General features: G+C 52.8%; 27 protein-coding genes, 1 pseudogene and 1 other annotated feature. Of the genes and pseudogenes, 2 read left to right on the plus strand and 26 right to left on the minus strand.

Features of this window, described 5'->3' with window-relative positions; all coding sequences use genetic code 11:
* The first annotated feature begins 17 nt into the window (after positions 1-17).
* Positions 18-2129, plus strand: a complete 2112-nt coding sequence (locus WN56_RS12505) for a methyl-accepting chemotaxis protein (RefSeq protein WP_046075324.1) — start codon at positions 18-20, stop codon at positions 2127-2129.
* A gap of 16 nt (positions 2130-2145) precedes the next feature.
* Here the strand turns inward: WN56_RS12505 and WN56_RS12510 are convergent, their stop codons facing one another.
* The 5 genes and pseudogenes from WN56_RS12510 to WN56_RS12530 all read right to left on the minus strand — a co-directional run.
* Positions 2146-3294, minus strand: coding sequence for a cupin domain-containing protein (locus tag WN56_RS12510; protein ID WP_046075325.1), 1149 nt, complete (start codon positions 3292-3294; stop codon positions 2146-2148).
* Between the two features lie 112 nt (positions 3295-3406).
* Positions 3407-4774 (minus strand): adenylosuccinate lyase, encoded by a 1368-nt coding sequence (purB, locus tag WN56_RS12515; protein ID WP_046075326.1) that lies wholly within the window; start codon positions 4772-4774, stop codon positions 3407-3409.
* Positions 4775-4799: 25 nt separating this feature from the next.
* Complete coding sequence (gene hflD / locus WN56_RS12520; protein ID WP_046075327.1) at positions 4800-5444, minus strand: high frequency lysogenization protein HflD; 645 nt, start codon at positions 5442-5444, stop codon at positions 4800-4802.
* A 13-nt stretch (positions 5445-5457) separates the two neighbouring features.
* On the minus strand, positions 5458-6567 hold the full coding sequence (gene mnmA, locus WN56_RS12525; RefSeq protein WP_046075467.1) for a tRNA 2-thiouridine(34) synthase MnmA: 1110 nt from the start codon (positions 6565-6567) through the stop codon (positions 5458-5460).
* 447 nt (positions 6568-7014) lie between these two features.
* Positions 7015-7653, minus strand: a pseudogene (locus WN56_RS12530) (pseudouridine synthase); the annotation flags it as partial.
* A gap of 139 nt (positions 7654-7792) precedes the next feature.
* Between WN56_RS12530 and icd the strand changes: the two are divergent.
* Complete coding sequence (gene icd, locus WN56_RS12535) at positions 7793-9043, plus strand: NADP-dependent isocitrate dehydrogenase (RefSeq protein ID WP_046075328.1); 1251 nt, start codon at positions 7793-7795, stop codon at positions 9041-9043.
* Positions 9044-9109: 66 nt separating this feature from the next.
* On the opposite strand, the gene pseI is transcribed toward icd, so the two are convergent.
* The 21 genes from pseI to WN56_RS12640 all read right to left on the minus strand — a co-directional run bounded on the left by pseI (position 9110) and on the right by WN56_RS12640 (position 25689).
* Entirely contained in the window at positions 9110-10162 is a 1053-nt protein-coding gene (gene pseI, locus WN56_RS12540) for a pseudaminic acid synthase (RefSeq protein WP_046075329.1), read from the minus strand.
* Positions 10146-10724, minus strand: coding sequence for a UDP-4-amino-4,6-dideoxy-N-acetyl-beta-L-altrosamine N-acetyltransferase (gene pseH, locus WN56_RS12545; protein ID WP_052708080.1), 579 nt, complete (start codon positions 10722-10724; stop codon positions 10146-10148). The genes pseI and pseH overlap by 17 nt, the downstream gene beginning before the upstream one ends.
* Positions 10715-11809 (minus strand): UDP-2,4-diacetamido-2,4,6-trideoxy-beta-L-altropyranose hydrolase, encoded by a 1095-nt coding sequence (pseG, locus tag WN56_RS12550; protein ID WP_046075330.1) that lies wholly within the window; start codon positions 11807-11809, stop codon positions 10715-10717. Before pseG ends, pseH begins: the two co-directional genes overlap by 10 nt.
* The gene (gene pseF, locus WN56_RS12555; protein WP_046075331.1) at positions 11806-12510 is read right to left on the minus strand and encodes a pseudaminic acid cytidylyltransferase; all 705 of its coding nucleotides are present in this window, start codon (positions 12508-12510) and stop codon (positions 11806-11808) included. Before pseF ends, pseG begins: the two co-directional genes overlap by 4 nt.
* Before the next feature lie 3 nt (positions 12511-12513).
* Complete coding sequence (pseC, locus tag WN56_RS12560; protein ID WP_046075470.1) at positions 12514-13659, minus strand: UDP-4-amino-4,6-dideoxy-N-acetyl-beta-L-altrosamine transaminase; 1146 nt, start codon at positions 13657-13659, stop codon at positions 12514-12516.
* 12 nt (positions 13660-13671) lie between these two features.
* A complete protein-coding gene (gene pseB / locus WN56_RS12565) occupies positions 13672-14667 on the minus strand; it encodes a UDP-N-acetylglucosamine 4,6-dehydratase (inverting) (RefSeq protein ID WP_025738853.1) in 996 nt (331 codons plus the stop codon).
* 88 nt (positions 14668-14755) lie between these two features.
* A complete protein-coding gene (locus WN56_RS12570) occupies positions 14756-15070 on the minus strand; it encodes a HigA family addiction module antitoxin (RefSeq protein ID WP_046075332.1) in 315 nt (104 codons plus the stop codon).
* A 13-nt stretch (positions 15071-15083) separates the two neighbouring features.
* On the minus strand, positions 15084-15365 hold the full coding sequence (locus tag WN56_RS17215; protein WP_046075333.1) for a type II toxin-antitoxin system RelE/ParE family toxin: 282 nt from the start codon (positions 15363-15365) through the stop codon (positions 15084-15086).
* 147 nt (positions 15366-15512) lie between these two features.
* Positions 15513-16136 (minus strand): bifunctional phosphoribosyl-AMP cyclohydrolase/phosphoribosyl-ATP diphosphatase HisIE, encoded by a 624-nt coding sequence (gene hisIE / locus WN56_RS12580; RefSeq protein WP_046075334.1) that lies wholly within the window; start codon positions 16134-16136, stop codon positions 15513-15515.
* Positions 16133-16906 (minus strand): imidazole glycerol phosphate synthase subunit HisF, encoded by a 774-nt coding sequence (gene hisF, locus WN56_RS12585; RefSeq protein WP_046075335.1) that lies wholly within the window; start codon positions 16904-16906, stop codon positions 16133-16135. The genes hisIE and hisF overlap by 4 nt, the downstream gene beginning before the upstream one ends.
* Positions 16888-17625 (minus strand): 1-(5-phosphoribosyl)-5-[(5-phosphoribosylamino)methylideneamino]imidazole-4-carboxamide isomerase, encoded by a 738-nt coding sequence (hisA, locus tag WN56_RS12590; protein ID WP_046075336.1) that lies wholly within the window; start codon positions 17623-17625, stop codon positions 16888-16890. The genes hisF and hisA overlap by 19 nt, the downstream gene beginning before the upstream one ends.
* A 6-nt stretch (positions 17626-17631) precedes the next feature.
* Positions 17632-18231, minus strand: a complete 600-nt coding sequence (gene hisH, locus WN56_RS12595; protein ID WP_046075337.1) for an imidazole glycerol phosphate synthase subunit HisH — start codon at positions 18229-18231, stop codon at positions 17632-17634.
* Positions 18231-19298 (minus strand): bifunctional histidinol-phosphatase/imidazoleglycerol-phosphate dehydratase HisB, encoded by a 1068-nt coding sequence (gene hisB / locus WN56_RS12600; protein ID WP_046075338.1) that lies wholly within the window; start codon positions 19296-19298, stop codon positions 18231-18233. Before hisB ends, hisH begins: the two co-directional genes overlap by 1 nt.
* Before the next feature lie 11 nt (positions 19299-19309).
* On the minus strand, positions 19310-20362 hold the full coding sequence (hisC, locus tag WN56_RS12605) for a histidinol-phosphate transaminase (protein ID WP_156146680.1): 1053 nt from the start codon (positions 20360-20362) through the stop codon (positions 19310-19312).
* Between the two features lie 2 nt (positions 20363-20364).
* A complete protein-coding gene (hisD, locus tag WN56_RS12610; protein WP_046075340.1) occupies positions 20365-21681 on the minus strand; it encodes a histidinol dehydrogenase in 1317 nt (438 codons plus the stop codon).
* Positions 21682-21687: 6 nt separating this feature from the next.
* Positions 21688-22584 (minus strand): ATP phosphoribosyltransferase, encoded by an 897-nt coding sequence (gene hisG, locus WN56_RS12615; protein WP_046075341.1) that lies wholly within the window; start codon positions 22582-22584, stop codon positions 21688-21690.
* A 34-nt stretch (positions 22585-22618) separates the two neighbouring features.
* Positions 22619-22756 (minus strand) — a sequence feature (His leader region).
* A 143-nt stretch (positions 22757-22899) separates the two neighbouring features.
* Positions 22900-23106, minus strand: a complete 207-nt coding sequence (locus tag WN56_RS12620) for a hypothetical protein (protein WP_046075342.1) — start codon at positions 23104-23106, stop codon at positions 22900-22902.
* Between the two features lie 93 nt (positions 23107-23199).
* Entirely contained in the window at positions 23200-23676 is a 477-nt protein-coding gene (locus WN56_RS12625; protein WP_046075343.1) for a YchJ family protein, read from the minus strand.
* 29 nt (positions 23677-23705) lie between these two features.
* Positions 23706-24440, minus strand: coding sequence for a UDP-2,3-diacylglucosamine diphosphatase (gene lpxH / locus WN56_RS12630; protein WP_046075344.1), 735 nt, complete (start codon positions 24438-24440; stop codon positions 23706-23708).
* An 83-nt stretch (positions 24441-24523) separates the two neighbouring features.
* Positions 24524-25021, minus strand: a complete 498-nt coding sequence (locus tag WN56_RS12635) for a peptidylprolyl isomerase (RefSeq protein WP_046075345.1) — start codon at positions 25019-25021, stop codon at positions 24524-24526.
* A gap of 143 nt (positions 25022-25164) precedes the next feature.
* Complete coding sequence (locus WN56_RS12640; protein ID WP_046075346.1) at positions 25165-25689, minus strand: MarR family winged helix-turn-helix transcriptional regulator; 525 nt, start codon at positions 25687-25689, stop codon at positions 25165-25167.
* Positions 25690-25740 lie beyond the last annotated feature (51 nt).

Consider the following 25740-nt stretch of genomic DNA (forward strand, 5'->3'; position numbering starts at 1 on the left):
GTGACAAAGGAGCTGTCATGCGATCCCTCTCAATTCAATGGAAGGTCACCCTCGTGGCCAGTTTGTGCGTTGCTGTGACCGCGGTGACGTTATTAACCTTCTCAACCTACGTCAATAACCAGTTTCAGCAAACGGTCGGTCAGGCGAGTACCCAAACGCTGCGTAGTGCTGCTCAACGTCTTGCGACCAGTCAGGCCCAAGTTCAAGCGACCCATGTGCAACGTTCTTTAGATGAGGCGGTGTACCGCGCGCAAATGCTGGCGCAAAGTGTGGTGTACCTACAGTATAACGCTGAGCAAAACTTTACCGACAGTGGTGAACTTCGCGGCTCAATCAATGAGCTGGTGCGACGCTCAGTGGAGAACTTCGATACGGTTCAAGCCGCGTTCGTGGTATTTAAACCCAATGCACTTGACCAAGAAGATGACTTTTATCAGCTCGATACAGAACGGGGCGCGAATGCCGCAGGGCGTTTTGCCAGCCGCTGGCAAAAGCGGGATGGCGAGCTGCAAGGTACCGTGCTGAGCGAGAAGCAAATTAACAACGGCAATAAAAATGGCAATGGGCAAGCGGCGAATCATTGGTATCAGTGCCCATTGAACCAAGGCGCAGCTTGTGTATCTGCGCCCAAACAAGCGGGCAGTAGCCTGAGTGTCACCATTTCCTCACCGCTGATGCGCGACGGACAAGTGCTGGGGGTACTAGGCATTGATATTGCGCTTGGCGGGTTACAGTCAGTGATCTCAGAGGCGGATAAAGCCCTATTTGGCGGCGCTGGCAATGTCAGTGTATTGAGCCAAGGTGGCCGTTTAGTGGCGTCTGATAACGCCCAAATGAGCGGCGGCACTGTCGACGATTTACCCACCAGCCCTGATGCGATGAGCTCCTGGCTGACGCAGGGACAGCCACAGACTGTATGGCAAAAAAGCCAGTTGATGACCTACGTGCCGATTGCCTTGCCAGGCACCACGTGGGGAGCCCTTATCACCTTGCCGGAAGATGTCTTGCTCTCTGAGGCAAACCAATTAAGCCAACAAATTACCGCGCAACGCAGTCAAGCCGCGTGGACAGAACGTAGCTTAGGGGTTGTGGCAACCCTGCTTGCCTTGGTGATCGCCGGATTAGCGGCGCGCCAAATCGTTAAACCCCTGAAGCTACTGGCGGAACGATTGGCAGAGATTGCCGACGGCGATGGCGATCTCACGCAGCGTATCCAGCTTAAAAATCGTGATGAAATTGGGGTACTGGCGGGGCGCTTTAACCGCTTCCTCGATAAGCTTCAGCCTATTATGGCGAATGTGATTAATAGCGTTGAAGAAGCGGAACATACAGCCAAAGAAGCCGCACGCGTGGCCGTGCAAACCCGAGATGGTAGCCGTGAACAAGTATCAAGCTTGGATGCAGTGGCGACAGCATCAGAAGAGATGACGCAAACGGCCTCACAGGTTGCCAGTCATACCGAATCGGCGCTAACTGCGGCCACCGCGGTGAATACAGCGACGGAGAAGGGTGAAAAAATTGTGACTGGTTCGTCGCAAGCGATGACGCGTTTGGTGGAGACGCTGAATGGCGCGACCCACGATGCGCAAGCCTTACAAAAGAGTAGTCAGGATATCACCGAGATCCTGACGGTGATTGACACCATGTCAGAGCAAACCAACTTACTTGCTTTAAATGCGGCGATTGAAGCGGCGCGTGCGGGTGAGCAAGGGCGCGGGTTTGCGGTGGTCGCTGACGAAGTCCGTGAACTGTCACAGCGTACTAACCAGTCAATCACCCAGATCCGTACCGTGATTGATTCGTTGCAGTCGGGGGCAGAGTCAGTGGTAGCAGCGATTCATGAAGGGAATCAGCTAGCGGATGACACCGCTGAAAAGGTGCAAGAGACGGTGGCGAGCTTGGACCAGATTCGTACTGCGATGCAAGACATGATGGGGCTTAACAGTGAAATTAGCGCGGCGGCGGAGCAACAAAGCGCGGTATCAGGCGATGTGACGCAAAACGTGACCCATATTCGTGAACGCAGCGATGAACTCTTGTCGCATGCCGAATCGGCGGCGAGTATTGCCAGCCAATTGGAGGCGCTGGCTGGCCGTCAGCGTGCGCTAACGGCCCAGTTTAAAGTCTAATCTTGGTGATGCGCGGTTACTCTGGCGCTTCCTCGAGGGGATACCAGTAGCCGCGATTGACCCACAGCGTCAGCATCGGCCAAAACAGGCTATGGTCGGCGGCATCGCCGAGGATTTCCCAATCAATAAAGCGTTGATTGCATAACGCTGGGGTGAGTGACTCACATCCTGTGGGTAAATCAAAGCTTTCACCCAGCATAAAAATCATTTCAGGCTGGTCTGGGTGATAAAACGCACGCAACCCACTGAGTTTTTCCAGACAAAGCCCGTCTTGCATCGCGGCTTTGAGACTATCCGGTTGCCACTGTGGATCGGGGCTGAGTAAGTCGAGCTCATGCCGGGCTTGAGAGAGAAACTCGCCAATCCAGCGCTTTTTGCGGGTCTCGTCGTGCATGAGTGCGATCATCATCTCGTTCATTTGCGCGAGATGTTGTGGATCCAATGCCGCAGGCGCATCGGCTTGCGCTGGCATGGCTGGCCAATGGAAATGATTGTCTCCGGCTTCGTCGACAATCACTTGGTCAGCATAACTGCTCAGTAGCTCGCGGGCTTTTGGTGAGCGATAGCCAATCGAGTAGCTGAGCGAGGGCTCCAGCGTATCGCCTTCGTGTGGAAAGCCTGGCGGGATATAAAGAATATCGCCTGGTTCTAGCTCCACATCGATAATGGCGTCAAAGCCGGTGATCTGCTTGAGCCCGGTGTCTAAGTTAGCTTCTTGGTAATCACCTTTTGGCCCCACACGCCAACGGCGACGCCCTTGGCCTTGCACAATAAACACATCATACTGATCAATATGAGGCCCAACGCCGCCCTGAGGCTGGGAATAACACACCATGACATCATCAAATAGCCACTGTGGTAGCGAGGTAAATGCCTCAGCGAGATCACGCACGCCTGGGTGCCAGTGGTTAGCGGCTTGTACCACCAGTTGCGCATGCGTCGCTGGGAAATCATCGAAGTGCTCGAAAGGACCGTTCGCGACTTGCCATTGGCCATTGGCTTGGGTCACTAGACGCGAGTCAATGTCTTCTTCCATCGCGAGTCCTGCGACCTCTTCAGGCTCAATGGGATCGTTAAAATTGGCTAACCCTTGGCGGATAACGGTGGGGCTTTGATGCCAATGTGCGGCCATAAATTCGGCGAGCGAGAACTGAAACTGATACATAACGACTTAGTTTACGAAATTTGCGGCAGTATAACGTGACGAGCGGGGTGGTGCGAGTGGGATAAAAAAACGGCCCCCAATATGGAGGCCGCGAGCATTGGATGCGTTTTGCTTACAGTTTGTCAGTGAGCTTGACCGCATCGCCAATGTAGTTAGCCGGTGTCATTTGCTTCAAGCGTGCTTTCTCGTGCTCAGGCAAATCAAGACTATCAACAAAGGTACGCATCCCCTCGCCATCAACCCGTTTGCCACGTGTCAGCTCTTTCAGCTTCTCGTAGGGCTTTTCTATCCCATAACGACGCATCACGGTTTGAATTGGCTCGGCAAGGACTTCCCAGTTTTGATCCAGTTCCGCCTCGAGTGCGGCTTGGTTGACTTCTAGCTTGCTGATCCCTTTAAGGGTCGATGCATAAGCAATCAGGGTGTAGCCCACTCCCACACCGAGGTTGCGTAATACGGTGGAGTCGGTGAGATCACGCTGCCAACGAGAAATCGGTAACTTTTGTCCTAGGTGAGAGAAAATGGCATTGGCTAGGCCGAGGTTACCTTCCGAGTTTTCAAAATCAATCGGGTTCACTTTATGTGGCATGGTCGATGAACCAATTTCGCCGGCAATGGTTTTTTGCTTAAAGTGACCCAGTGCAATATAGCCCCAGATATCACGATCAAAGTCGATCAAAATGGTGTTAAAACGTGCGACCGCGTCAAATAGCTCGGCAATATAGTCATGTGGCTCGATTTGAGTGGTGTACGGATTCCAGTCGATGCCTAATGAGGTCACAAAGGCTTCGCTGTAGGCATGCCAATCGATGTCTGGATAGGCCGACAAGTGCGCGTTGTAGTTGCCCACTGCGCCGTTGATTTTACCTAGGATTTCGCTACTTTGAACCTGCTTGATTTGGCGCGCCATCCGGTACGCCACGTTTGCCATCTCTTTACCCATGGTCGATGGAGACGCAGGCTGACCGTGGGTGCGTGAAAGCATGGGTACGTCGCGGAATTGTTGAGACAGGTCTTTGACGGCGTCCGCCAGACGTTGCATTTCTGGCAAAATTACCGTATCGCGTGCTTCTTTTAGCATCAGTGCATGCGACAGGTTATTAATGTCTTCAGAAGTGCAGGCAAAGTGAATGAATTCACTGACCGCGTTGAGTTCTGCGTTATCGGCAATCTTTTCTTTTAGAAAATACTCAACGGCTTTAACATCATGATTGGTGGTGCGCTCAATCTCTTTAATACGTGCGGCATCTTGTTCATCAAACTCAGCAGCAATGCGGTCGAGTTGGGCATTGGCGTCATGACTAAAAACAGGCACTTCTGCGATGCTGTCTGTCGCTGCCAGTTTTTGCAGCCAACGGATTTCCACGATGGTGCGGTATTTAAGCAATCCAAATTCACTAAAAATCGATCGCAACGCAATCGTTTTCGTACCGTATCGGCCATCGACCGGTGAAACAGCAGTCAGCGCTGACAGTTCCATTTTTTGTCTCCTGAGTTCAATCTGATTAGCTTCGGGCTAGAATGAGTTTGGCCTGCTCAACCATTTGTTTGCGACCAAAGATAAGGTGCCGGCGCTTACCGCCTACTTGACGCCATAGGACAGCACTGCGGATACCGGAAAGCAAGATGGCACGCACACGGTGTTGCACGCCAGTTTGCTGTAAATGTTGTGGGTCACCAGACACTTGAATGCGCGGTCCGAGAGGACTGATCACGTCGAGATAAATGCTGGCGAGATTGCTGATCATTTGCTCATCAAGCAAATCAAAATGGCTTACTTGACGCTCAATCGTTTCAATGCGATCGCCCAGTTGTGCCATGGCATCACGGCGGCTGGACAGTTTACGCTCCAGCGCCAACAAATTAATCAGGTAGCGCATGGTTTCGCTACCGTTGCGGCTATTATCGAGTTGGCCAATGAGGGTTTCTAAACCAACATGAAGGCCTGACTCACCGCCACCGGTGACATTCCCCACTTCTCCACGAAAGACGTCTAGGGTAGAAGAGGGGTTAGTGATGATAATGCTACTCAGGCTCGTATTTAACGCGTCTTGGTCACAATACCCATTTCGAGATACGTCTTGCACCAGTTTTGCTGCCTGACAAATGCTGGCAAAAGCCAGGGTGCGATCATAAATCGTCTCTGCCACTGATCACGGCTCCTTAAATACGTTGCTCGATAATGCCACCGCCTAGGCACACATCGCCATCGTAAAAGACAGCGGATTGCCCCGGCGTTACCGCAATTTGCGGCTCGTCGAAGATAACTTTCACTGTATCATCATCAACGGGCGTGATAGTACACGATATATCGTGTTGACGGTATCGGGTTTTTACCGTGCAACGGCGGGTCTCGGTCACAATCTCACGATCGACCCAGTGCAATTGCGCCGCGATGAGCCCTTCTGAATAGAGTCGAGGATGATCATGGCCTTGACCGACGAGCAATACATTACGCGCGACATCTTTATCGACCACATACCAAGGGGCTTCGCTACCGTTGCCCCCCTTTAAGCCACCAATCCCTAAGCCTTTGCGCTGACCCAAGGTGTGGTACATCAAACCTTGGTGTTCACCAATGACGTCGCCCTCAGTGGTTTCGATAGGGCCGGGCTGCGCGGGTAAATACTGTGATAAAAAGTCAGTAAACTTACGCTCGCCGATAAAGCAAATGCCGGTTGAATCTTTTTTCTTCGCCGTCACCAAGCCTTGCTCTTCCGCAATTTGGCGTACCTGCGGTTTTTCTAAATCGCCCACAGGGAACAGGCTTCGTGCCACCTGATCGTGGCTGAGGGTATAGAGGAAGTAGCTCTGATCTTTGTTGCTATCAAGGCCGCGCAGCATTTGCGCTTTTTCACCGTTTTCGGGGAAGGTGCGACGGACATAATGCCCCATGGCAATATAATCGGCATCCAACACCTCGTCGGCAAACTCGAGAAACGCCTTAAATTTAATTTCTTTGTTGCAAAGAATATCAGGGTTGGGCGTACGACCCGCTTTGTATTCGGTTAGAAAGTGCTCGAAGACGTTGTCCCAGTACTCAGCGGCAAAGTTAATGGTGTGGAGCTCGATGCCAAGCTTGTCACACACATCTTGCGCATCAGCCAAGTCTTCTGCAGCAGAGCAATACTCCTCGTTGTCATCCTCTTCCCAGTTTTTCATAAACAGGCCTTCTACCTGATAACCCTGTTGTTTCAACAAGTAGGCAGAAACGGAGGAATCAACACCGCCGGACATTCCGACAATCACTTTTTTGCTGCTGTTATCTGACATGGTGATCACAAATGCTGCTATCAATAAACGGACGCTGAGTTTAACAGAATCAAATCGCCGGATACAGATGTGATAGGGCTCACATGTTAGCCGTTATCCAAAGTGAGTAGATGGTCGCGTGGCCTGCGATCGGCCTCCCACCTTTTCCACGTTACTATTTGGGGTATGTTAGCTTCTGTGATTGGGTGCCGCGCAAAGACTTGTGAACCCCTTAGGTTTATCGACCGACTCCCGCACGCAGACACGCCGTATATTCATCCCTGGGGGCTCCGCCGCGCCATCCTTGGCGCGGAGGGTCTGTGTGCGAAAATCGGACGATGGTATGTTCAGGTATTCCTAGCGCTTATCTCGTTTCTTCGACGGTGCGCGCTTGGACGAGCGAGTGCGCCCACGCGGTGCTTTCCCTTTTGCGCCTTTGGGTTTAGGAGTGAACTGCTCGAAGCCTTTCGGGGGCGCAACCTCACGCCACTGGCCCGGTTGCAAATCATCCAGCTGCCATGGGCCGAGTTGGGCACGAATCAAGCGCAGCGTCGGGTGGCCGATATGCGCGGTCATGCGGCGTACTTGCCGGTTTCGCCCTTCTTGCAGCACCACCTTTAACCAAGTGGTGGGAATGTTAGCGCGATAACGCACCGGAGGGTGGCGTTCCCAAACGGCGGGTGGTGCCATTTTGGTGACATCAGCGGGCAGGGTGAGACCATCTTTCAGTTCGACACCGTTACAGAGCGCCTGAATTGCTTCATCGCTAGGCTCGCCTTCGACTTGTACCCAATAGGTTTTGGACGACTTAGATGAAGGCTGGGTGAGTCTGGCTTGTAAAGCGCCGTTATTGGTGAGCACCAGCAAGCCTTCGCTATCTTTATCAAGTCGACCAGCCGGGTACACATCTTTTACCGATACAATGTCGGCCAATGTACTGTCGCCTGGTTCGCCACTAAACTGAGTCAACATGTTATAAGGTTTGTTAACAAGTATCACTTTTGTGGCGAGGGCGGCCGCTCGGGGAGCCTTTCCACCCTTGGCCGATGGAGCTTGGGTGTTTGAAACAGCCTTTGACGCTGGCTGGGGGCGGGCTTTATATGGCATGAGGGCTGTCAAATAGATTAAACGGCAAATGAGACTTCCGTATTATACACGTAATAATCTGTTTGGCGTGTTGTATGAATTCGAGTATCCTCGACTCGCATCTTACACAAAGATAACAAATGGACGCTAGGAGATTAAAATGGAAAGTAAAGTAGTTGTACCGGCGGAAGGTCAGAAGATCACACTCGACGGCACAAAACTGGTAGTCCCTAACCACCCTGTGATCCCTTACATTGAAGGGGATGGCATCGGGATGGATGTTAGCCCTGCAATGATCAAAGTTGTTGATGCAGCTGTTGCTAAAGCCTATAACGGTGAGCGTAAGATTTCATGGATGGAAATCTACACCGGTGAGAAGTCTACCAAGGTATATGGTGACGATCAGTGGCTGCCAGCTGAAACCCTCGACTTTATCCGCGAATACAAAGTGGCAATCAAAGGGCCACTGACGACCCCAGTTGGCGGTGGTATTCGCTCATTGAACGTGGCGCTTCGTCAAGAACTCGACCTCTACATTTGTGCGCGTCCGGTACGTTACTTCACTGGCGTTCCTAGCCCACTGAAAAAGCCAGAAGATACTGACATGGTGATCTTCCGCGAAAACTCAGAAGACATCTACGCGGGTGTTGAGTTTAAAGCCGGCACGGCCGAAGCGGATAAAGTGATTAAGTTCCTGCGTGAAGAAATGGGTGCCAACAAAATCCGTTTCCCTGAGCAGTGCGGTGTAGGCATTAAGCCAATCTCAGAAGAAGGCACCAAACGTCTGGTTCGCGCCGCTATCGAGTACACCATCGATAATGACCGTGACTCACTGACTATCGTCCACAAAGGTAACATCATGAAGTTTACCGAAGGGGCGTTTAAAGATTGGGCCTATGAAGTGGCCAATAAAGAGTTTGGTGCCGAGTTGCTGGATGGCGGTCCGTGGATGACGATGAAAAATCCAAAGACCGGCAAACAAATTACCATCAAAGACTCCATCGCGGATGCCTTCTTGCAGCAAATTCTGCTGCGTCCTGCGGAATATGATGTGATTGCCACCATGAACTTGAACGGTGACTACGTATCTGATGCGCTTGCCGCGCAGGTTGGCGGTATTGGTATTGCCCCGGGAGCCAACATTGGTGACGGTGTGGCGCTGTTTGAAGCGACCCACGGCACGGCGCCGAAATACGCTGGTCAAGATAAGGTGAACCCAGGCTCACTCATTCTGTCTGCAGAAATGATGCTACGTCATATGGGCTGGTTTGAAGCGGCTGACTTGGTGATCAAGTCAATGGAAAAAACCATCGCCAATAAGACAGTCACGTATGACTTTGAACGTTTGATGGAAGGCGCGAGCCTGCGTAAATGCTCTGAGTTTGCTGACGAGATGGTCAAGCAGATGTAATCACTGATTCTCAGTGAGAAACGAAACCCGGCTCAGTCGCCGGGTTTTTTTATGGATATGCTCCAGCTAGTCTTCGATATCTTCCCACGACAATGCGGTGCCTTTGGTTAACGCGCGTGTTGCGCGCTTTCCGATCACGGCATCATAGTGTTTCGGTGCTAAACCAAAGCCCGGACGAATACTGCGCACATTAGCGGACGTCAGTGGCTCACCGGTCGCGATATCCTCACAGACGTACAAAGAGCGCCTAAATTGCCGGTTGCTCGACTCGGCCTCTCGTGTGGTTAGAGCGCTTTGTCCTAACGCTCGCCACGCCGCGTGGGTTTGCTCACAAAGCGCACTGAGTGCAGGTGGCGTAAGCGAGAAAGCAGCATCCGGACCTCCCGAATCTTCAGAGAGCATCACATGTTTTTCAATCACGCACGCGCCGAGTGCGACGGCTGCGATCGCGGCGGTGTTGGTCAGCGAATGATCGGATAAGCCCGCCAAGGTTTGATAGCGGGTGGCTAAGGTTGGAATGGTTCGCAGATGGCTTTGTTCAATCGGCGCAGGGTAGGCGCTGATACAATGAAGCAACACCAGCTCACGACAGCCGTTATCACGGGCGGTCGCCACCGCCTCGGCGATCTCTGTCTCGTCAGCCATACCGGTTGAGATGATCATCGGTTTACCGGTTTGCGCGGCATAGCGAATCAAGGGCAAATCAATCGCCTCGAACGAGGCTATTTTATAGGCGGGTGCGTTAAGATCCTCGAGTAAGTCAATCGCTGAACAATCAAAAGGAGAGGAGAATAAGGTGACGCCTTCTTTTCTCGCGTGATCAAATAACGGCTTGTGCCACTCAAACGGGGTTTGTGCCCAGCGATATAGCTGGTGGAGACTATAACCATCCCACAGTCCGCCTTTGATCTGAAACTCATCGTGGTCGCAATCAAGGGTAATGGTATCGGCGGTATAGCTTTGCATTTTGACCGCATCGGCACCGCAGGCTTTGGCCATGGAAATGGTTTGTTTGGCAAGCTCAAGGCTACCATTATGGTTCGCCGACATTTCGGCAATGATATAGGGAGGATGCTGGGGGCCGATCAAACGGCCTGCAATCTTAATGTCGTTGTTCATAAACCGCGTCGATATTCAGTTTGGTTTGAAGGGCACTGGCGCCTTGCTGCCACTCATCAGCGGACAAAGACAGGCACACAATCTCGACGGTTTTTCCCTCAGGCAGGGAAAAGGTGCGTTGCCGACTTTGCGGCGTCTCACGAAAGCCAAAGCGTTGATGTAGCCGAACTACCCCCTGATTATGACTGAGCACTTCACAGTTCAACTGGGTCACGCCCAAGGTTTCAAATGCTAAGCTTAATGCGCCAAACTCCATGAGCGCACCGCTCCCACGTGGTGCATCGGGGGCGGCATAGAAAGCCCAGATTGCACTTGTCCTATTCTCGCTATCGAGGTCAAGGTTGACCACGCCAAGTGGCTTGTCCGGTTGGCCGTCTACGCGTTTGTAAACGATATAGAAATATCGGTGCGTGTTGGCGAGCATATGGCTGAACCATGCTTGGTGCTCATCATGGCTTATTTCATGTTGGGTGTACATAAACTGGCGGACAGCGGGACGATTGCGCCAATGCCATAAAGTGTCACTGTCCGCGTGAGTCACCGCGCTAAAAATCAGTTGCATAAGTCATGCTCCAAGGCCGCGACGACACGCTCTGCGCCTTTTCCATCAGTGATCGCTGGTAGGGTAGGAAGCTGATGCCAGTTTGCCGCAAGATGCTGCAGTGCAGACGCGTAATCTTGCCAGCGGGTGTGCTCACCGCGTCCTAAGTATTGATAGCCCGGCTGTCCGGCGAGATACTCGGCCATGGCGTGTTGGTTTTCCGCCACACATACCAAGGTACTAGGCACTCCCAAGCAGCTGCGCTCAATGGCAGTAACGCCGGCGGCTCCAAATGCGTAGCGTGCCCGTGCCATGTGGGCATCAAAGTCCGACAGTGCTTCCACCACACGAACCCCATCGGGGACAGGCGCTTTACACAATGCGTCGCGGTCTGGGTTGCGCCGGCCGGTGACAATTAACAGTGAGAAAGGCAGCCTCTCGAGGTTCTGCCCTTCTTCTAGGTGTTGAACGGCTTCTAGGTGTTTCACCGCGTCCACAAGCTTGCGGCTTTCACCGGTCGGATCCGTACCGGAGAAAAAGGCGATCACTTTATCTTCACGCGGCGGCGGAGACTGATGTAAGGCGGCAAATGCTGGACGCAATAGTGCATAGTCTGGTCCCAATAAGCATCGGGTCTGTGGATTTAAAAGCTGTGACCCGTAGCGCGTAGTCAGGTCAGGCCAAGGGTTTTGATCGAGCAAAAACGCGCAATCGTGGGGCCTATTGGCTAAATCATCGACCACCATCACCGGACAGCCCAATTGGGTGTGAATCGATTGTTCCCAGTGGGCATCGAGGGCGTAATGATCCACCACCATCAAATCCACCGGCTGGTTAGCCACGTATGCGGTTGTCTCTTCGGCATCTTGCTGCTGGCTCACACCAAGCCAATCGGTGTTGCTGAGCGAGTTTTTGGGGGCAGGCAACATCGCCACCGTTAAGCCTTGCTCTTGGCTGACCGCTATCAAATTGCCGGGTAAATCGCGACATACCAAGGTTACCTGATGGCCAGCCCTTTGTAGCATGTTAGCCAACACGTGCATGCGGCTGACGTGTCCGGTGCCTATCGCTTGGGAGGCATCGACTCGAATGGCAATATGGCTCATAGCAAGGCCTGTTGCTCCAACAGTTGATACATGAGCTCAGCGCGTAGCCAGTCATCCGGCTCATCAATGTCTTGCACGCGGTAATGAGGGATCAACACAGCTTTCGAGTGGGGGGCAAAAACCGGCTCGCGCGCTAAAAACGCACTTGGCGTGCCCCAGTAAAACATTCCCGCATCGTGGTACGCCGGTTGTAGGTCTTGTGAGCGCGTAGTGAAGTGCTCCGGCCATAACATGCTGACACTGCCATCGGCATCGACATGAATACTGCGCTGAATTGGAAAGGCGTAGCGGGTGGCGGCAAAACTGTATTTGACCGTGTCGCCGTCCAGTAACGCTAAGCCTTGGCGCAAGTCATCCGAGGTGACAAAGGGGGTGGTAGCATACAGGCAGCAAACCGCGTGCAAAGGCGTTTGCTGTGGCGACGGGCTGAGCCACTGGATCGCATGCTCAAGCACATCCAAGGTCGTAGCGTGATCGCCGGCAATCTCGGCGGGACGCACAAAAGGCACCTCAGCCCCTGCATCGCGCGCCACACTGGCAATGTCCTCGCAATCGGTGGAAACCAAGACGCGATCGAATAGCCCACTTTGACGTGCTGTCGCAATGGCATAAGTAATAATGGGCGCACCGTTAAACCGTTTGAGGTTCTTGCCCGGAATGCGTTTGCTGCCACCGCGGGCGGGAATAATACATACATTCATCGGTCACGCATCCTCAATGGCTTTTTGTAGCGCAGCAATCACTGTATCTTGCTGTTGCTCGGTTAAATCGGGGTAAAGCGGCAAAGTGAGTGCACCCGCGTAATACTGCTCGGCAAGCGGGAAGTCTCCGGGCTGGAAGCCCTGTGCCTGATAGTAAGGTTGCGTATGCACAGGAATATAGTGCACGTTCACGCCAATGCCTTGCGCACGCATTGCCTCAAAAACGGCGCGGCGTGTGTCGGCATGAACAAGCTCAATCAAATACAAATGCCATGCCGACTCAGGATCTAAAATGGGCCGCTTAACAGGCAAATCCGCCAGTGCTTGATGGTAGCATTCAGCGAGTGCAAACCGTTTGGCGATAAAGGAGCGAAGCTGGGTTAATTGTGAACGGCCAAGCGCGGCATGAATATCCGAGAGGCGATAGTTCATCCCCAGTGTATGCTGCTCATACCCCCAAGGTGGCAGGGCAGCGTGGCTGTCTTCTGCATCACGGGTGATCCCGTGGCTACGCAACTGACGCAGCGCTTTCGCCAATGTAGCACGTTGAGTGGTGGCAACCCCGGCTTCTCCCGCGGTAACCACTTTGACCGGATGAAAACTAAACACGCTAATATCGCTGTACTGGCACCCACCCACTGCCGCGCCTTGATAGTGTGCGCCCATCGCATGTGACGCATCCTCAATAATGGCCACCTGATAACGCTTAGCGAGCGCGGCAATCTCAGCCATTGGTGCACTGGCACCGGCCATATGTACCACCACCAGCACCTTGGGTAAGGTGTAAGTAGCAGCCGCTTGCGCCAGTTTTTTCGCGAGCTGCTGAGGGCATAGGTTACGCGTGTGCGGGTCGATATCGACAAAATCCACTTCGGCACCACAGTATCGACCACAATTGGCTGACGCGACAAAGGTAATGGGCGAGGTCCATAAACGATCGCCTGGGCCTAACCCTAACGCCAGACAAGCGAGATGCAGGGCAGATGTGGCGCTATTAACAGCGACCGCATGCGCAGCCCCGGTGAGTTCGGCGACGGCGGCTTCAAAAGCCGGAACTTGCGGGCCTTGCGTCAGATAATCACTTTTTAGCACCTCAAGCACAGCGGCATAGTCTTGCTCACTAAGATGCTGCTTTCCGTATGGGATCAACGCCATACTCCTTTACTGCTCGGTGTCGAGTTGCAAAATGGCCTCGACGGTTAACACATCTGGGTTAGTGCCTGATTGATATTCAAAGCCTTCTGGCACGGGCTGTCCTTTTTCGCCCAACGCATTTTCTCGATAGTCATCATCGGCATCGTAGAACTTGATGGTGGGACAAATCACGTAATGGTCGGCAAATTCGAGCGTCAGATGCGCATCGTCAGCCGGACACATCACTTCATGCATTTTTTCGCCGGGGCGAATGCCTATCACCTTGACGGGTGTGTTTGGGGCATAGGCGCTGGCGAGATCCGTCAGACGAACTGATGGGATCTTAGGAACAAATATTTCCCCGCCATACATGCGCGAAAAGTTTTTCAGCACAAAATCCACCCCTTGTTGCAAGGTAATCCAAAAGCGGGTCATTTCAGGATGGGTAATGGGCAAATGATCCGCGCCTTCCGCTGCCTTTTTCTTAAACAAAGGCACCACAGAGCCGCGCGAGCCGACCACATTGCCATAGCGCACCACCGAAAAACGTGTCTTTTGGCCCCCGGTCATATTGTTAGCGGCGACAAACAATTTATCTGAACACAGTTTGGTGGCGCCATAGAGATTATTGGGGCTGGCGGCTTTATCGGTCGAGAGCGCAATCACCTTTTCCACCCCGTTGGCAATCGCAGCGCGAATCACATTCTCTGCACCGTGAATGTTGGTCTTGATACATTCCATCGGGTTGTATTCGGCGGCAGGTACCTGCTTGAGTGCAGCAGCATGAATCACATAGTCAATGCCTTGCATCGCTTGCATTAAACGATCGCCATCACGCACATCGCCGATAAAATAGCGCATGCAAGGAGCGTTAAAGGTTTGCTGCATTTCATATTGCTTGAGCTCATCGCGAGAGAGCACCACGAGGCGGCGTGGTTGATAGCGTTCAAGCAGGGTGCGGACGTACTTTTTACCAAAAGAACCAGTACCGCCGGTGATCAGAATGGATTTGCCGTTAAACATAGGACGCCTTGTCACTAACTGTCGGGAATACAGGCAGTTTAACTGATCTGAGCAGGATTTGGCGATCTGCTACGGCCATGACGCGCGATTAAGCGACATCAAGCGGTTTTATTTTTGCTACCTCGTGTTTAATTGATTGCGACGCCTCCCAAAGATCAACGGCCCTTTGCGCATTGAGCCAAAACTCAGGCGAGTTACCAAACAGACGTGCGAGACGAAGCGCCAGCTCCGGGCTCACGGCTTTACGCTCATCCAATACGGCAGTCATCGATTGATGAGAGACGCCCAAAGCATCAGCCAATTGTTCTACGCTCAAGTCGTAATCGGGCAGAAAGTCTTCGCGCAACATGGCTCCAGGATGCGTCGGTTGGCGTTGCATGCCAGCTGTGTTGAAAATCGTCATCACTGTTACCTCATTAGTGGTAGTCGCAAACCTCGACGTCATACGCGTCACCGTCTTCAAAACGAAAGCAAATGCGCCACTGTTTGTTTATCGCTATTGCATGTTGCCCTTGTCTGTTTCCTGACAAAGCGTGAAGGCGATTACCGGGCGGTACCGTGAGATCATCGAGTTGTGTGGCGAGATCGATATACTCCAACTTTCTTGCCGCACGTACCGCCAGCTCGGCAGGGAACCTCTTTGACGCTCCCTTTGAGTATAGTGCCTGCGTTCGTTTATCTGCGAATGATTTGATCATGCATCAAACGTATTTTCGCATGGGATGGGCGTCAATCAAAGGCGTGTATTATCTCTTAAATTGCGAGTGAGATAACTTGCGTCACACAAAGCGCCGCATGTGGGCGGCGCTTTGAAGGGGCCTTGTTTACGCTAACGTGCGTGGTCGTTAGCCTTGATGGCGAGAGGCGAGGACTTCGGTCACTTGATGGAGGCTAAGCTCTTGGTCTTGCAGCAATACCAACAGGTGATAGAGCAGGTCGGCGCTTTCGTTTAATAGCTCGGCTTTATCGCCTGCCGTGGCAGCGAGGGCGACTTCGACCCCTTCTTCCCCCACTTTTTGCGCGATACGCTTGGTGCCTTTGGCAAATAAGCTTGCGGTGTAAGAGTCATCAGGCGCGGCATCTTTGCGGCTGGCAAGCACTTGCTCTAGGCTTGACAAAAAGCCGGGCCCCGTGTGTGGTGGTTTATTATCACTGTCAAAGCAGGTGGTCGTGCCGAGGTGACAGGTGGGCCCGTGTGGTGTCGCCGTGACCAACAAGGTGTCTTGATCGCAATCGAGTGCAATGTGCTCCAGGCTTAATACATGACCGGAGCTTTCGCCTTTTACCCAAAGACGCGATTTACTGCGCGACCAAAAGGTGACGCGACCGGTTTCGAGCGTCGCGTTCAGTGCATCGGCATTCATGTAGCCCAGCATCAATACTTGGCCGCTATCGCTGTGTTGGATAATCGCAGGCACCAAGCCGGCGTTTTTCTCCCAATCGATACGTTCTACCCACGTCGCCGTCATACTCTTACCTCGATCCCTTGTTGCTTTAGTGCTTGTTTTAATTCGCTTATTGCGATGATTTGCTTGTGAAACACCGAGGCGGCCAGTGCGCCATCGACATTCGCTTGTAAAAAGGCGTCGGCGAAATGCGACATTTCACCGGCACCGCCGGAGGCAATCAGGGGTACCTGACAGCGCTCTCTTACCATTTTGAGTTGGGTTAAGTCATAGCCTTGGCGCACGCCATCGCGGTTCATCATATTGAGTACGATTTCGCCTGCGCCTCGCTGTTGGACTTCCTCAACCCAGGCAACGGTTTGCCAAGGCGTAGCCTGAGTGCGGCTCTCATCGCCGGTAAATTGATAGACGTGATATTGCCCGGTCGCTTCATCGAAGAAAGAATCAATCCCAACCACCACGCACTGCACGCCAAACTTATTGGCCAGCCGCGTGATCAAACTCGGATCGGCCAAGGCCGGTGAGTTAATGGATATCTTATCCGCGCCGAATTCCAAGATTTGCTGGGCATCGGCCTCGGATTTTATCCCACCGGCGACGCAAAAGGGGATATCAATCACTTCCGCGACGCGACTGACCCAGCTTTTATCGACCACGCGACTATCACTGGAGGCGGTGATGTCATAAAACACCAGCTCGTCAGCACCTTCTTCGGCGTAACGTTTGGCGAGCGGGACGATATCGCCGATGATTTCGTGATTGCGAAATTGCACGCCTTTAACCACTTGTCCGTCGCGGACGTCCAAACAAGGAATTATCCGTTTTGCCAGCATGCGATCGCCTCCTCTGCGCTAAAGTTACCTTCCAGCAGGGCGCGGCCGACGATCACACCCGCCACGCCAGTGTTGCGTAAGGCGCGAATGTCCTCGAGATTGCCAATGCCGCCTGATGATTGAAACGCAATGCTCGGATAGCGCTGACACAAGTCGCGGTAAAGCGCCACATTGCTGCCTTGTAAGGTGCCATCGCGGGAGATATCGGTGCACAGCACATGCTTAAGCCCGACGGACAAATAATCGTCGAGGAGCGCTTCAATGGTGACACCGGAGTCTTGTTGCCAGCCGGACACCGCTACGCGTCGCGTCCCGTTGCTGTCGATATGAATATCGAGTGCCAAAACAATGCGGTCAGGGCCGTAGGTTTGCATCCAGCCTTTGACCAAATCGGGCGATTTGACCGCGGTGGAGCCGATCACTACGCGCTGTGCGCCGGTGTTCAGCAGCTCAATCACGTCCATCTCGGTGCGCACGCCACCGCCAATTTGAATATTGGCGGGCGTTGATTGCAAGATCTCGGTGATTAAGTCGACCTGACGCGCGGTCGGATCTTTGGCGCCGGTTAAATCCACGAGGTGCAACCAATCCGCGCCTGCTTGATGGTAACGCGCAAACTGCTCACGCGGGTCAAAACTGTAGTCGGTTTTTTGCTGATAATCCCCTTGATAAAGGCGTACCACTTGGCCGTCTATCAAGTCGAGTGCTGGTATAATCATCCTTGCTTACATCTCCAAAAAATTCTGAATCAAACGCGCGCCCACTTTGCCAGAGCGCTCAGGGTGAAACTGAACCCCGTAGTAGTTGCCTTGATTGATTGCTGCACTGAACGCATGGCCATAATGACATTGTGCCAAGGTGTAATCGCCGACCGGCATCGCGTAACTGTGGACAAAGTAAAAGTGGCTACCCGCGACAATGCCATCGAACAAAGGATGGTCATTAACAGTAGCAACTCGGTTCCAACCCATATGAGGCAGAGGCTGCCCTGCGGTATCCATCAGTTTGGTGGGAGCGGGGATGTGGCCGAGACATTCGACGGGGCTGTCGCCTTCATCCGAGTAAGTGCCTAGCATTTGCATGCCAAGGCAAATCCCCAGCAGCGGTTGCTCCACTTGCTTAACTAAATCCACCAAGCCGCGTTCGGTCAAGTTTTTCATCGCTTCGCTGGCCGTGCCGACACCGGGCAAAAAGAGCTTATCCGCCCCTAGCACCACGTCCGGATCGCGGCTTAATGTGGCTTGATACCCCAAACGCTCAACAGCAAAGCGTACCGAGGACACATTGGCGCAGCCGGTATCGATAATGACAGTCTGTTTGCGCATTACAGCACTCCTTTACTGCTTGGCAGGGCGTCGCCTTCGACCTTGATGGCTTGACGCAAGGTGCGGCCAAAGGCTTTGAACAAACTTTCCACCAAGTGGTGGGTGTTTTCGCCCGACACCGTCAGGTGTAGGGTACAGGCCAAGGTGTCGGTCAATGAGCGGAAAAAGTGTCCCACCATCTCGGTCGACATATCGCCCACTTGTGGCTGTGGGAAGCTGGCTTCAAATTTCAAATAGGGGCGTCCGGACAAATCCAATGCACATTGCGCCAAGCATTCATCCATCGGCAGGCTAAATCCAAAGCGGCCAATACCGCGTTTATCTCCCAGCGCCCGTTTGAGTGCGTCGCCCAACGCGAGGGCGGTATCTTCAATGGTGTGGTGGTCGTCGATGTGCAAATCGCCTTTAACGCGAACGTTGAGCTGAAAGCCGCCGTGGGTGGCGATTTGATCCAACATGTGATCAAAAAAGCCCAATCCGGTTTCAATGCGACTGCCGCCACTCTTATCTAGATTAACATCCACCTGAATATCGGTTTCTTTGGTGGTGCGAGTAACGCTGGCCAGTCGCGGCTGCTGGGTGAGGCGCTCGACAATCTGTGGCCAGCCCATCACGTCACGTTGATATTTGATCCCTTGTAGCGCCATATTGTTCGCTAAGGTGATATCGGTGTCGCGATCGCCAATCACAGCCGATTGGGCGAAATCAATCCGTCCTTGCTGCAGATAGTCTTTCACCAAGCCTAATTTGGGCTTGCGGCAGCTACAGTCATCGCTGTCAAAGTGCGGGCAAATCAGTACGTCTTCAAAATGGATCCCTTGCGAGCGAAACAGCGCCATCATCATGTTGTGTGGCGTATCAAAGTCCGCTTGCGGGAAGCTCTCGGTCCCTAAGCCGTCTTGATTGCTCACCATCACCAAGGTGTAACCCGCCGCTTGCAGGCTCAGCAACGCGGGGATCACGCCCGGTTCAAGGGCCAATTTATCCAGACGATCCACTTGATAGTCTTCAGGCGGCTCCACAATCAAGGTGCCATCACGGTCAATAAATAAAATCTTGTCTTTCACAGTGGTTGTCCTTATTCACTGAGTTGCTGGCGGATAAAGGCCAACACTTTTTCACATTCGTCACGGTTACCAATACTGATGCGTAAGCTGTTGGCCACGGCGGTCTGGCGCACAATCATGCCTGCACGTCCTAAACGTGCGAACACCGCGTCGGCGTCATCCAGCGTGATGAGCAGATAATTACCAAAGCCCGGGTGCACCTCAACGCCGGGCAGCATACTGAGGCCGGCTTGCAGGTAGGCACGGTTGGCGGTCAAATCCAAAACCTGATATTTCATACGCGCCAAACCGGCCTCGGAGAGCGCTTGCTGGGCAATGTCTGCCACGGGGACCGGCACGGGATACGGCGGGATCACCTTAAGCATCAAGTTAATAATAGCTGGGCTGGCGAGGGTAAAGCCGCAACGCAGTCCTGCTAGGGCGAACGCTTTGGATAGGGTGCGCAGAATAGCCAGATTCTCAAAGCGTGCGAGCAAGTCGGTGCAGGTCGCTTCTGGACTAAATTCGATATAGGCTTCATCCAGCACCACAATCGCGCGATCTTGAGTGCGGGTAAGTAGCGCTTCTATGTCGTCGCGGTTAATCAGATTGCCGGTCGGATTATTGGGACTACACACGAAGATAAGCTTGATACCGGTATCTGCCTCCAATGCGCTATCAATCCCTGCCATGTCCAACTGCCAGTCGGCGGTGAGCGGCACTTGGGTGGTGGCGATACCTTGGTTTTCCGCACTGACCGCATACATGCCATAGGTAGGTGGACAGATCAGCACGCTATCTTGGTTTGGCTCGCAAAAGGCACGCAGCAACAAATCAATCCCTTCATCGGCGCCACGAGTGGTAATGACTTGGTTCGTTTCGACGCCTGCATAATCCGCATAGGCATTGATCAATGCATTGGGCTGACAGCTGGAGTAGCGATTGAGTCCCTGACCGCTTACGGTGTAAGCGTTGTCAAAGGGTGACTCGTTAGCATTGAGCCAGACATCCCCGCTACCGCCGATACGGCGGGCTGACTGATAGGGAGTAAGCGCTTGTACTTGCTCACGGGCGAGTTTTTCGATGCTCATACTAATGGATCCTCCGAAGCTTGAGCTTGTTGCAGCTTAGTGAGACGAATCTCGACTGCTTGGCGGTGTGCATCCAAGCCTTCTGCTTCGGCAATACGCATCACTGTCGGGCCCAGTGTTTGCAAACCGGTGTCGCTAAGCTCTTGTACCGTCATTCGCTTGGTAAAGTCGGCCAGCCCAAGGCTGCTGTAGGTGCGCGTATAGCCATAAGTAGGGAGCACGTGATTGGTGCCAGAGGCGTAATCACCCACAGACTCGGGCGAGTAGGCGCCCAAGAAAATCGAGCCAGCGTTATCCAACAGGGGCAACAAATCTCTTGGTTGTTGAGTTTGCACAATCAAGTGCTCCGGCCCATAACGGTTAGAAATCGACACGCATTGGGTGAGAGTATCGGCAATAATAATCACACTGCTGCCCAGCGCTTGCTTGGCAATCTCTGCACGACTGAGTGTGGTTAATTGCTGCTGCACCGCATCCGCCACTTTCTCTGCCATCTCTGGGGCAGGGGTCACCAGCACCACTTGCGAATCGGGGCCATGCTCCGCTTGGCTGAGTAAATCGGCGGCAACAAAGTCTGGATCCGCGCCGGCATCGGCAATCACTAACACTTCCGAGGGGCCGGCAGGCATATCCATGGCCGCGCCATTGGCAGCAAGGCTTACTTGACGTTTGGCTTCGGTGACATAGGCATTACCCGGGCCAAAGATCTTATCTACCTTGGTCACGCTTTGAGTGCCAAAGGCCATCGCCGCCACCGCCTGTGCGCCGCCCAGGGTATAAATTTCATCAATCTCACACAGTTTGGCACAGTATAAGATTTCATCGGCCACCGGCGGTGGGGTACAGAGCACCACTTTACGGCAGCCTGCAATTTGCGCGGGTACGCCCAGCATCAATACGGTCGAGGGCAAAGGAGCGCTACCGCCAGGAATATACAGCCCCACGCGGTTAATCGGGCGGGTAATGGATTCGCACACCACCCCCGGCATGGTTTCGACTTTCAATGGCTGCGCTTTTTGCGCACGGTGAAAGGTGCTGATGTTATCGTAGGCTTGGCGCAGGGATAGCTTGATATCTTCATCCAAGCGCGCTTCGGCGTCGGCCAAAGTCGCTTTGTCGAGTTTGATATTATCGAGTTCGACACCATCAAACTTTTGGGTCAATGCTTTTAAGCTTTCATCGCCCCGCTCACGGACATCGGCGATGATCTCGCTGACACTGGCTTGGGTTTGGGCGCCGGTTGTGATAGCCGGACGGCGCATTAAGCCTTCTTTTTGTGACTCTCCGAGTGATTTCCAGACCACAGTACGCATCGTGTCTTACTCCATCATCTTTTCAATCGGCAGGACCAAGATTGAGCTCGCGCCCAGCTGCTTCAATTTTTCCATGGTTTCCCAGAACAGATTTTCGGTACTGACCAAGTGCACCGCGACACGGCTCTTTTCGTGGGCTAATGGCAATATGGTGGGATCTTCCGCGCCGGGGAGTAGCTCGACCACTTGCTCTAAGGTTTCGCTGGGTGCGTGGAGCATGATGTATTTGGACTCTTTGGCTTGGATGACACCTTGCATGCGGGTGAGCAAGCGTTCAATCAATGCGGTTTTCTCTTCACTGAAGCTGCCTTCACGCTGGATCAATACCGCTTTTGAGCGGAATATGACTTCGGCTTCTTTCAAGCCATTGGCTTCTAAGGTGGCACCGGTTGAGACTAAGTCACAAATCGCATCGGCTAGTCCCGCACGCGGCGCGACTTCGACGGAGCCATTGAGCATACAGGTGCTAAAGTTTACCCCCTGTTTGTCCATATAGGCTTTGAGAATATTGGGGTAGGTGGTGGCAATCCGTTGGCTGGCTAGATCTTGGGGGCCGTTATAATCTTGGTCCTTATCTAGGGCGATAGAGAGACGACAGCCTCCAAAGTCGAGGCGGCGCAGTAGTTGATATTGGCTCGGCTCGCCCAGCTTGATGCGCTCAAGGCGTACTTCTTCTAATTCGTTTTCGCCAATCACCCCTAAATCAACCACGCCGTCCATGATAAGGCCCGGGATATCATCGTCACGGACCAGCAGCAGATCGATGGGCATGTTTTCGGCGTGGACCACTAAACGCTCACCGGTGTAATTGATTTTTACCCCGCAGCGTTTAAGCAGCTCTTGGCACTCCTTGGCGAGGCGGCCCTTTTTTTGGATGGCGATACGTAAGCGTTGTGTTTGCATGTGTGCTTCCTTGTCTAAAAATGAAAAGCTAAAAAAGAAAAAACCCTCGGAAGACGGTGCTCCCGAGGGTCTGAATCTGTTAGCTGGCTAATGACCGACGGAAGCGCTTTTACTCGTCTTCCAGTCGAAACCATTCCTCCCGAAAGACTAGTCAGGATGATGGTGGTGATGCATTGTCATTAGCGATGAAGTCATTTTTTGATGTCCATTTACGTTGGTCAATCTCATTTCTTTTTTGACAATATCAAAGTCAGCTTAGATTGCAACTACAAACATGGAGATTTTTTCACCGCCTAGCATGACAAGCGGCGACGCCTAGACATAAACATCCAGCGAGCCATCATCTTTTTTGCGTGGCGCGCTCTCTTTTTCAGCCTGCGGCGACGCATGGTGATCCGATGGGTCATCTAAGCGACGCTGCTTGCGCTCTTCAATATGGGCTTGTTTTCGAATTGCCCATACTTTGGTTGGTGGTGCATGTGGTGTGCGATACACGGGACTGAGATTGCCGAGCCAATTCATGATTCATCCTCCTCTGGTCTTACTATCAGTATCGACCAAGGAAAAGAATTCTTGATTGATTTTTAACCAGGTCTTCTCAGAGGAGGGTAGAGACTAACTGCAACACTTTTTAAACTTACGTCCGCTGCCACACGGGCAGGGATCGTTGCGCCCCGCTTTGACATGGCCGGGAAACACGCCATCGATATATCGCCACTGAAGCTGTCCATCGATCGTCTCTTTAACAAAACGAGAACGCTCATGCAGAGATTGGGGCTGGCCGTGCGCGATAAAGTGGGCTTTAAAGGTGACAAAGCCAAGTTCACCTTGTTGCAACACCTCGCTATCTACGACCTCGAGCGACTGCCACTGGTGCTGGGTCATGGTGGTGATGTCATCACGAAACGATTCGGCGCCGCATTCACTGTGGTAGGTCTTAACAATAAAATCCACCAAGCCTTTGGGGTGTGCGCTGTAACGTGCACGCATCAATTGCTCCGGATGGATAGCATTGGCGGGGTTCTGATGAATCGGCGCGCAGCAATCTTGATAGGGTTTATTGCTGCAACAAGGGCATAAATCAGTTTGCATAACTATCTCTTAACCAGTCGCTGAACGGTTTAAAAATGGGTAAAGTCGCGGGTTTGCAAGTCACAATCTTGTTCATTGCACACCAACACAGAGCCGTGTTGATACCAATCGCCTAGCACAATACGTCGGTACGCGGTGCCGTGTTGGAGCCACTGGTGGATATGAGGGCGATGGGTGTGGCCGTGAATCATATGGCGTACATTGGCGTTATCCAACTGGCGCTGCACCTCTTGCGGCGTGACATCCATGATGGACGTTGACTTTTGTTGGTTGGCATTGGCACTGCCCGCGCGCATTTTGGCCGCAATCTTGCGGCGCCACGTCAGTGGTAGGCTCAGAAATAGTCGCTGCAACCAGCGCTGGTGGACTTTGCGTCGAAATGCCTGATAATCAACATCCTCGAGGCACAAGGTATCTCCGTGCAGGATCAGGGTGGGGGTGCCATATAAATCGATGCATTCAAGCTCGCTTAACAGCGTTACGCCGGTTTCTCTAGAAAAGCGTTGGCCAATTAAAAAATCACGATTGCCATGAATAAAGTACACTGGCACGCCTTGCTCAGTCACCGCGGAAAACGCCGCTTTAATTTGTCGATGAAACGGGCTGTTGTCGTCATCACCAATCCAAACCTCGAATAAATCCCCCAGAACATACAGGGCGTCGGCATGTATCGCCTCTTGCTTCATAAATCGTTCGAAGCAGTCGGTAATATCTGGCCGCGTCGGGCTTAAGTGTAAATCAGCGATGAAGAGGGTATGAGACATGCGTTGGTTTTATCATTAATAGAAAGCGGGTCGCGACGAAAAAGAAAGGGTAGCCTTGGCTACCCTTGCTCGATAGTGTCACTTCAGTCTTCAATAGTCACGCTATTGATCAACACTTCTTCGACCGGGACGTCCTGATGAACGTAACCCCAGTTACCGGTGGCAACGCCTTTGATCTTGTTGACTACATCCATGCCTTCAACCACTTCGGCAAACACACAGTAGCCCCAGCCATCTGGCGTCTTAGCTTTGTGATCCAAGAACAGGTTGTCATTGACGTTGATAAAGAATTGCGAGCTTGCTGAGTGCGGCTCCATGGTGCGAGCCATCGACAAGCGCCCCGTCAAGTTGCTGAGGCCGTTATCTGCTTCGTTTTTAATTGGCGCACGGGTTGCTTTTTCTTCCATGCCAGAGGCCATGCCACCGCCTTGGACCATAAAGCCGTCAATCACGCGGTGGAACAGGGTTCCGTCGTAAAAGCCGTCACGGCAGTATTGTAAAAAGTTCTCGACCGTAGCCGGTGCTTCGTCTGCAAACATGCGAAGTTTGATGTCACCGAACGTGGTATGAAGAGTCACCATGATGTAATCCTGTCATTGGCTTGGCTAAAAAGGATCACAGATTTTAGCCGAAAGTACTCGCTGATCAAGCAAAGATCCCCTGGATGTGGAATTAATCATCATTCCTGAGTCGTCCTTATCTCAGGCGAGCTGGGGAAAAGCGATTAAGACACAGGCTCAACATGTGCGAGTAATTTTTTTAGTAACACGGCGAGTTCGGCTTGCTCATCGGTGGTGAGACCCGCCAAGAGTTGGTGTAAATTGTTGGTATGATCCGTCACCGCTTTATCGATTAATCCCATACCCGCGTCTGTCAGTGAGACATAGACGCCACGGCGATCGTTGGGATCAGGGCTGCGAGACACCAAGCCTTTTTGCTCGAGGCGATCGATACGGTTGGTCATCGCGCCCGAAGTAAGCATCAAGGCATCGAGCAGCTGGTTGGGTGTTAATGTATAGGGCGAGCCTGCACGACGTAGGGAGGCCAACACATCAAACTCCCCAGGGTTGAGGTTATATTGGCCAAATACTTGTTGCAGTTTGGGATTGATATTGCCCAAAACCCGCGCGAGACGGCCCGTGATCGCCATCGGGCTGGGGTCGATATCTGGGCGCTCGTCGTGCCATTGGCGTAAGATGAGGTCAACTTTGTCCTCTTGCAGAGCGGAAGGGGTTGCGTTATCAGTCATGATTCTGCCACATCGGTTAGTCTCAATAAGATCGGTGAGTGCCAATCAGTC

The organism is Salinivibrio sp. KP-1 (genome assembly GCF_000968645.1).
In the GTDB taxonomy this organism is placed as follows: Bacteria; Pseudomonadota; Gammaproteobacteria; order Enterobacterales; family Vibrionaceae; genus Salinivibrio; species Salinivibrio siamensis.

Excerpts from the sequence above, each read along its gene's own strand:
- pseF (WP_046075331.1), bottom strand. The coding sequence starts at position 12,510 with ATGAATGTATGTATTATTCCCGCCCGCGGTGGCAGCAAACGCATTCCG.
- hisF (WP_046075335.1), bottom strand. The coding sequence starts at position 16,906 with ATGCTGGCAAAACGGATAATTCCTTGTTTGGACGTCCGCGACGGACAA.
- WN56_RS12620 (WP_046075342.1), bottom strand. The coding sequence starts at position 23,106 with ATGAATTGGCTCGGCAATCTCAGTCCCGTGTATCGCACACCACATGCA.
- pseH (WP_052708080.1), bottom strand. The coding sequence starts at position 10,724 with ATGCAACTGATTTTTAGCGCGGTGACTCACGCGGACAGTGACACTTTA.
- WN56_RS12570 (WP_046075332.1), bottom strand. The coding sequence starts at position 15,070 with ATGACGATTTTCAACACAGCTGGCATGCAACGCCAACCGACGCATCCT.
- pseI (WP_046075329.1), bottom strand. The coding sequence starts at position 10,162 with ATGAACAACGACATTAAGATTGCAGGCCGTTTGATCGGCCCCCAGCAT.
- purB (WP_046075326.1), bottom strand. The coding sequence starts at position 4,774 with ATGGAACTGTCAGCGCTGACTGCTGTTTCACCGGTCGATGGCCGATAC.
- mnmA (WP_046075467.1), bottom strand. The coding sequence starts at position 6,567 with ATGTCAGATAACAGCAGCAAAAAAGTGATTGTCGGAATGTCCGGCGGT.
- pseB (WP_025738853.1), bottom strand. The coding sequence starts at position 14,667 with ATGTTTAACGGCAAATCCATTCTGATCACCGGCGGTACTGGTTCTTTT.
- WN56_RS12510 (WP_046075325.1), bottom strand. The coding sequence starts at position 3,294 with ATGTATCAGTTTCAGTTCTCGCTCGCCGAATTTATGGCCGCACATTGG.
- WN56_RS17215 (WP_046075333.1), bottom strand. The coding sequence starts at position 15,365 with ATGATCAAATCATTCGCAGATAAACGAACGCAGGCACTATACTCAAAG.
- WN56_RS12640 (WP_046075346.1), bottom strand. The coding sequence starts at position 25,689 with ATGACTGATAACGCAACCCCTTCCGCTCTGCAAGAGGACAAAGTTGAC.
- hisA (WP_046075336.1), bottom strand. The coding sequence starts at position 17,625 with ATGATTATACCAGCACTCGACTTGATAGACGGCCAAGTGGTACGCCTT.
- hisH (WP_046075337.1), bottom strand. The coding sequence starts at position 18,231 with ATGCGCAAACAGACTGTCATTATCGATACCGGCTGCGCCAATGTGTCC.
- WN56_RS12505 (WP_046075324.1), top strand. The coding sequence starts at position 18 with ATGCGATCCCTCTCAATTCAATGGAAGGTCACCCTCGTGGCCAGTTTG.
- lpxH (WP_046075344.1), bottom strand. The coding sequence starts at position 24,440 with ATGTCTCATACCCTCTTCATCGCTGATTTACACTTAAGCCCGACGCGG.
- hisG (WP_046075341.1), bottom strand. The coding sequence starts at position 22,584 with ATGCAAACACAACGCTTACGTATCGCCATCCAAAAAAAGGGCCGCCTC.
- WN56_RS12635 (WP_046075345.1), bottom strand. The coding sequence starts at position 25,021 with ATGGTGACTCTTCATACCACGTTCGGTGACATCAAACTTCGCATGTTT.
- icd (WP_046075328.1), top strand. The coding sequence starts at position 7,793 with ATGGAAAGTAAAGTAGTTGTACCGGCGGAAGGTCAGAAGATCACACTC.
- pseG (WP_046075330.1), bottom strand. The coding sequence starts at position 11,809 with ATGAGCCATATTGCCATTCGAGTCGATGCCTCCCAAGCGATAGGCACC.
- hisIE (WP_046075334.1), bottom strand. The coding sequence starts at position 16,136 with ATGACGGCGACGTGGGTAGAACGTATCGATTGGGAGAAAAACGCCGGC.
- hisD (WP_046075340.1), bottom strand. The coding sequence starts at position 21,681 with ATGCGTACTGTGGTCTGGAAATCACTCGGAGAGTCACAAAAAGAAGGC.
- WN56_RS12625 (WP_046075343.1), bottom strand. The coding sequence starts at position 23,676 with ATGCAAACTGATTTATGCCCTTGTTGCAGCAATAAACCCTATCAAGAT.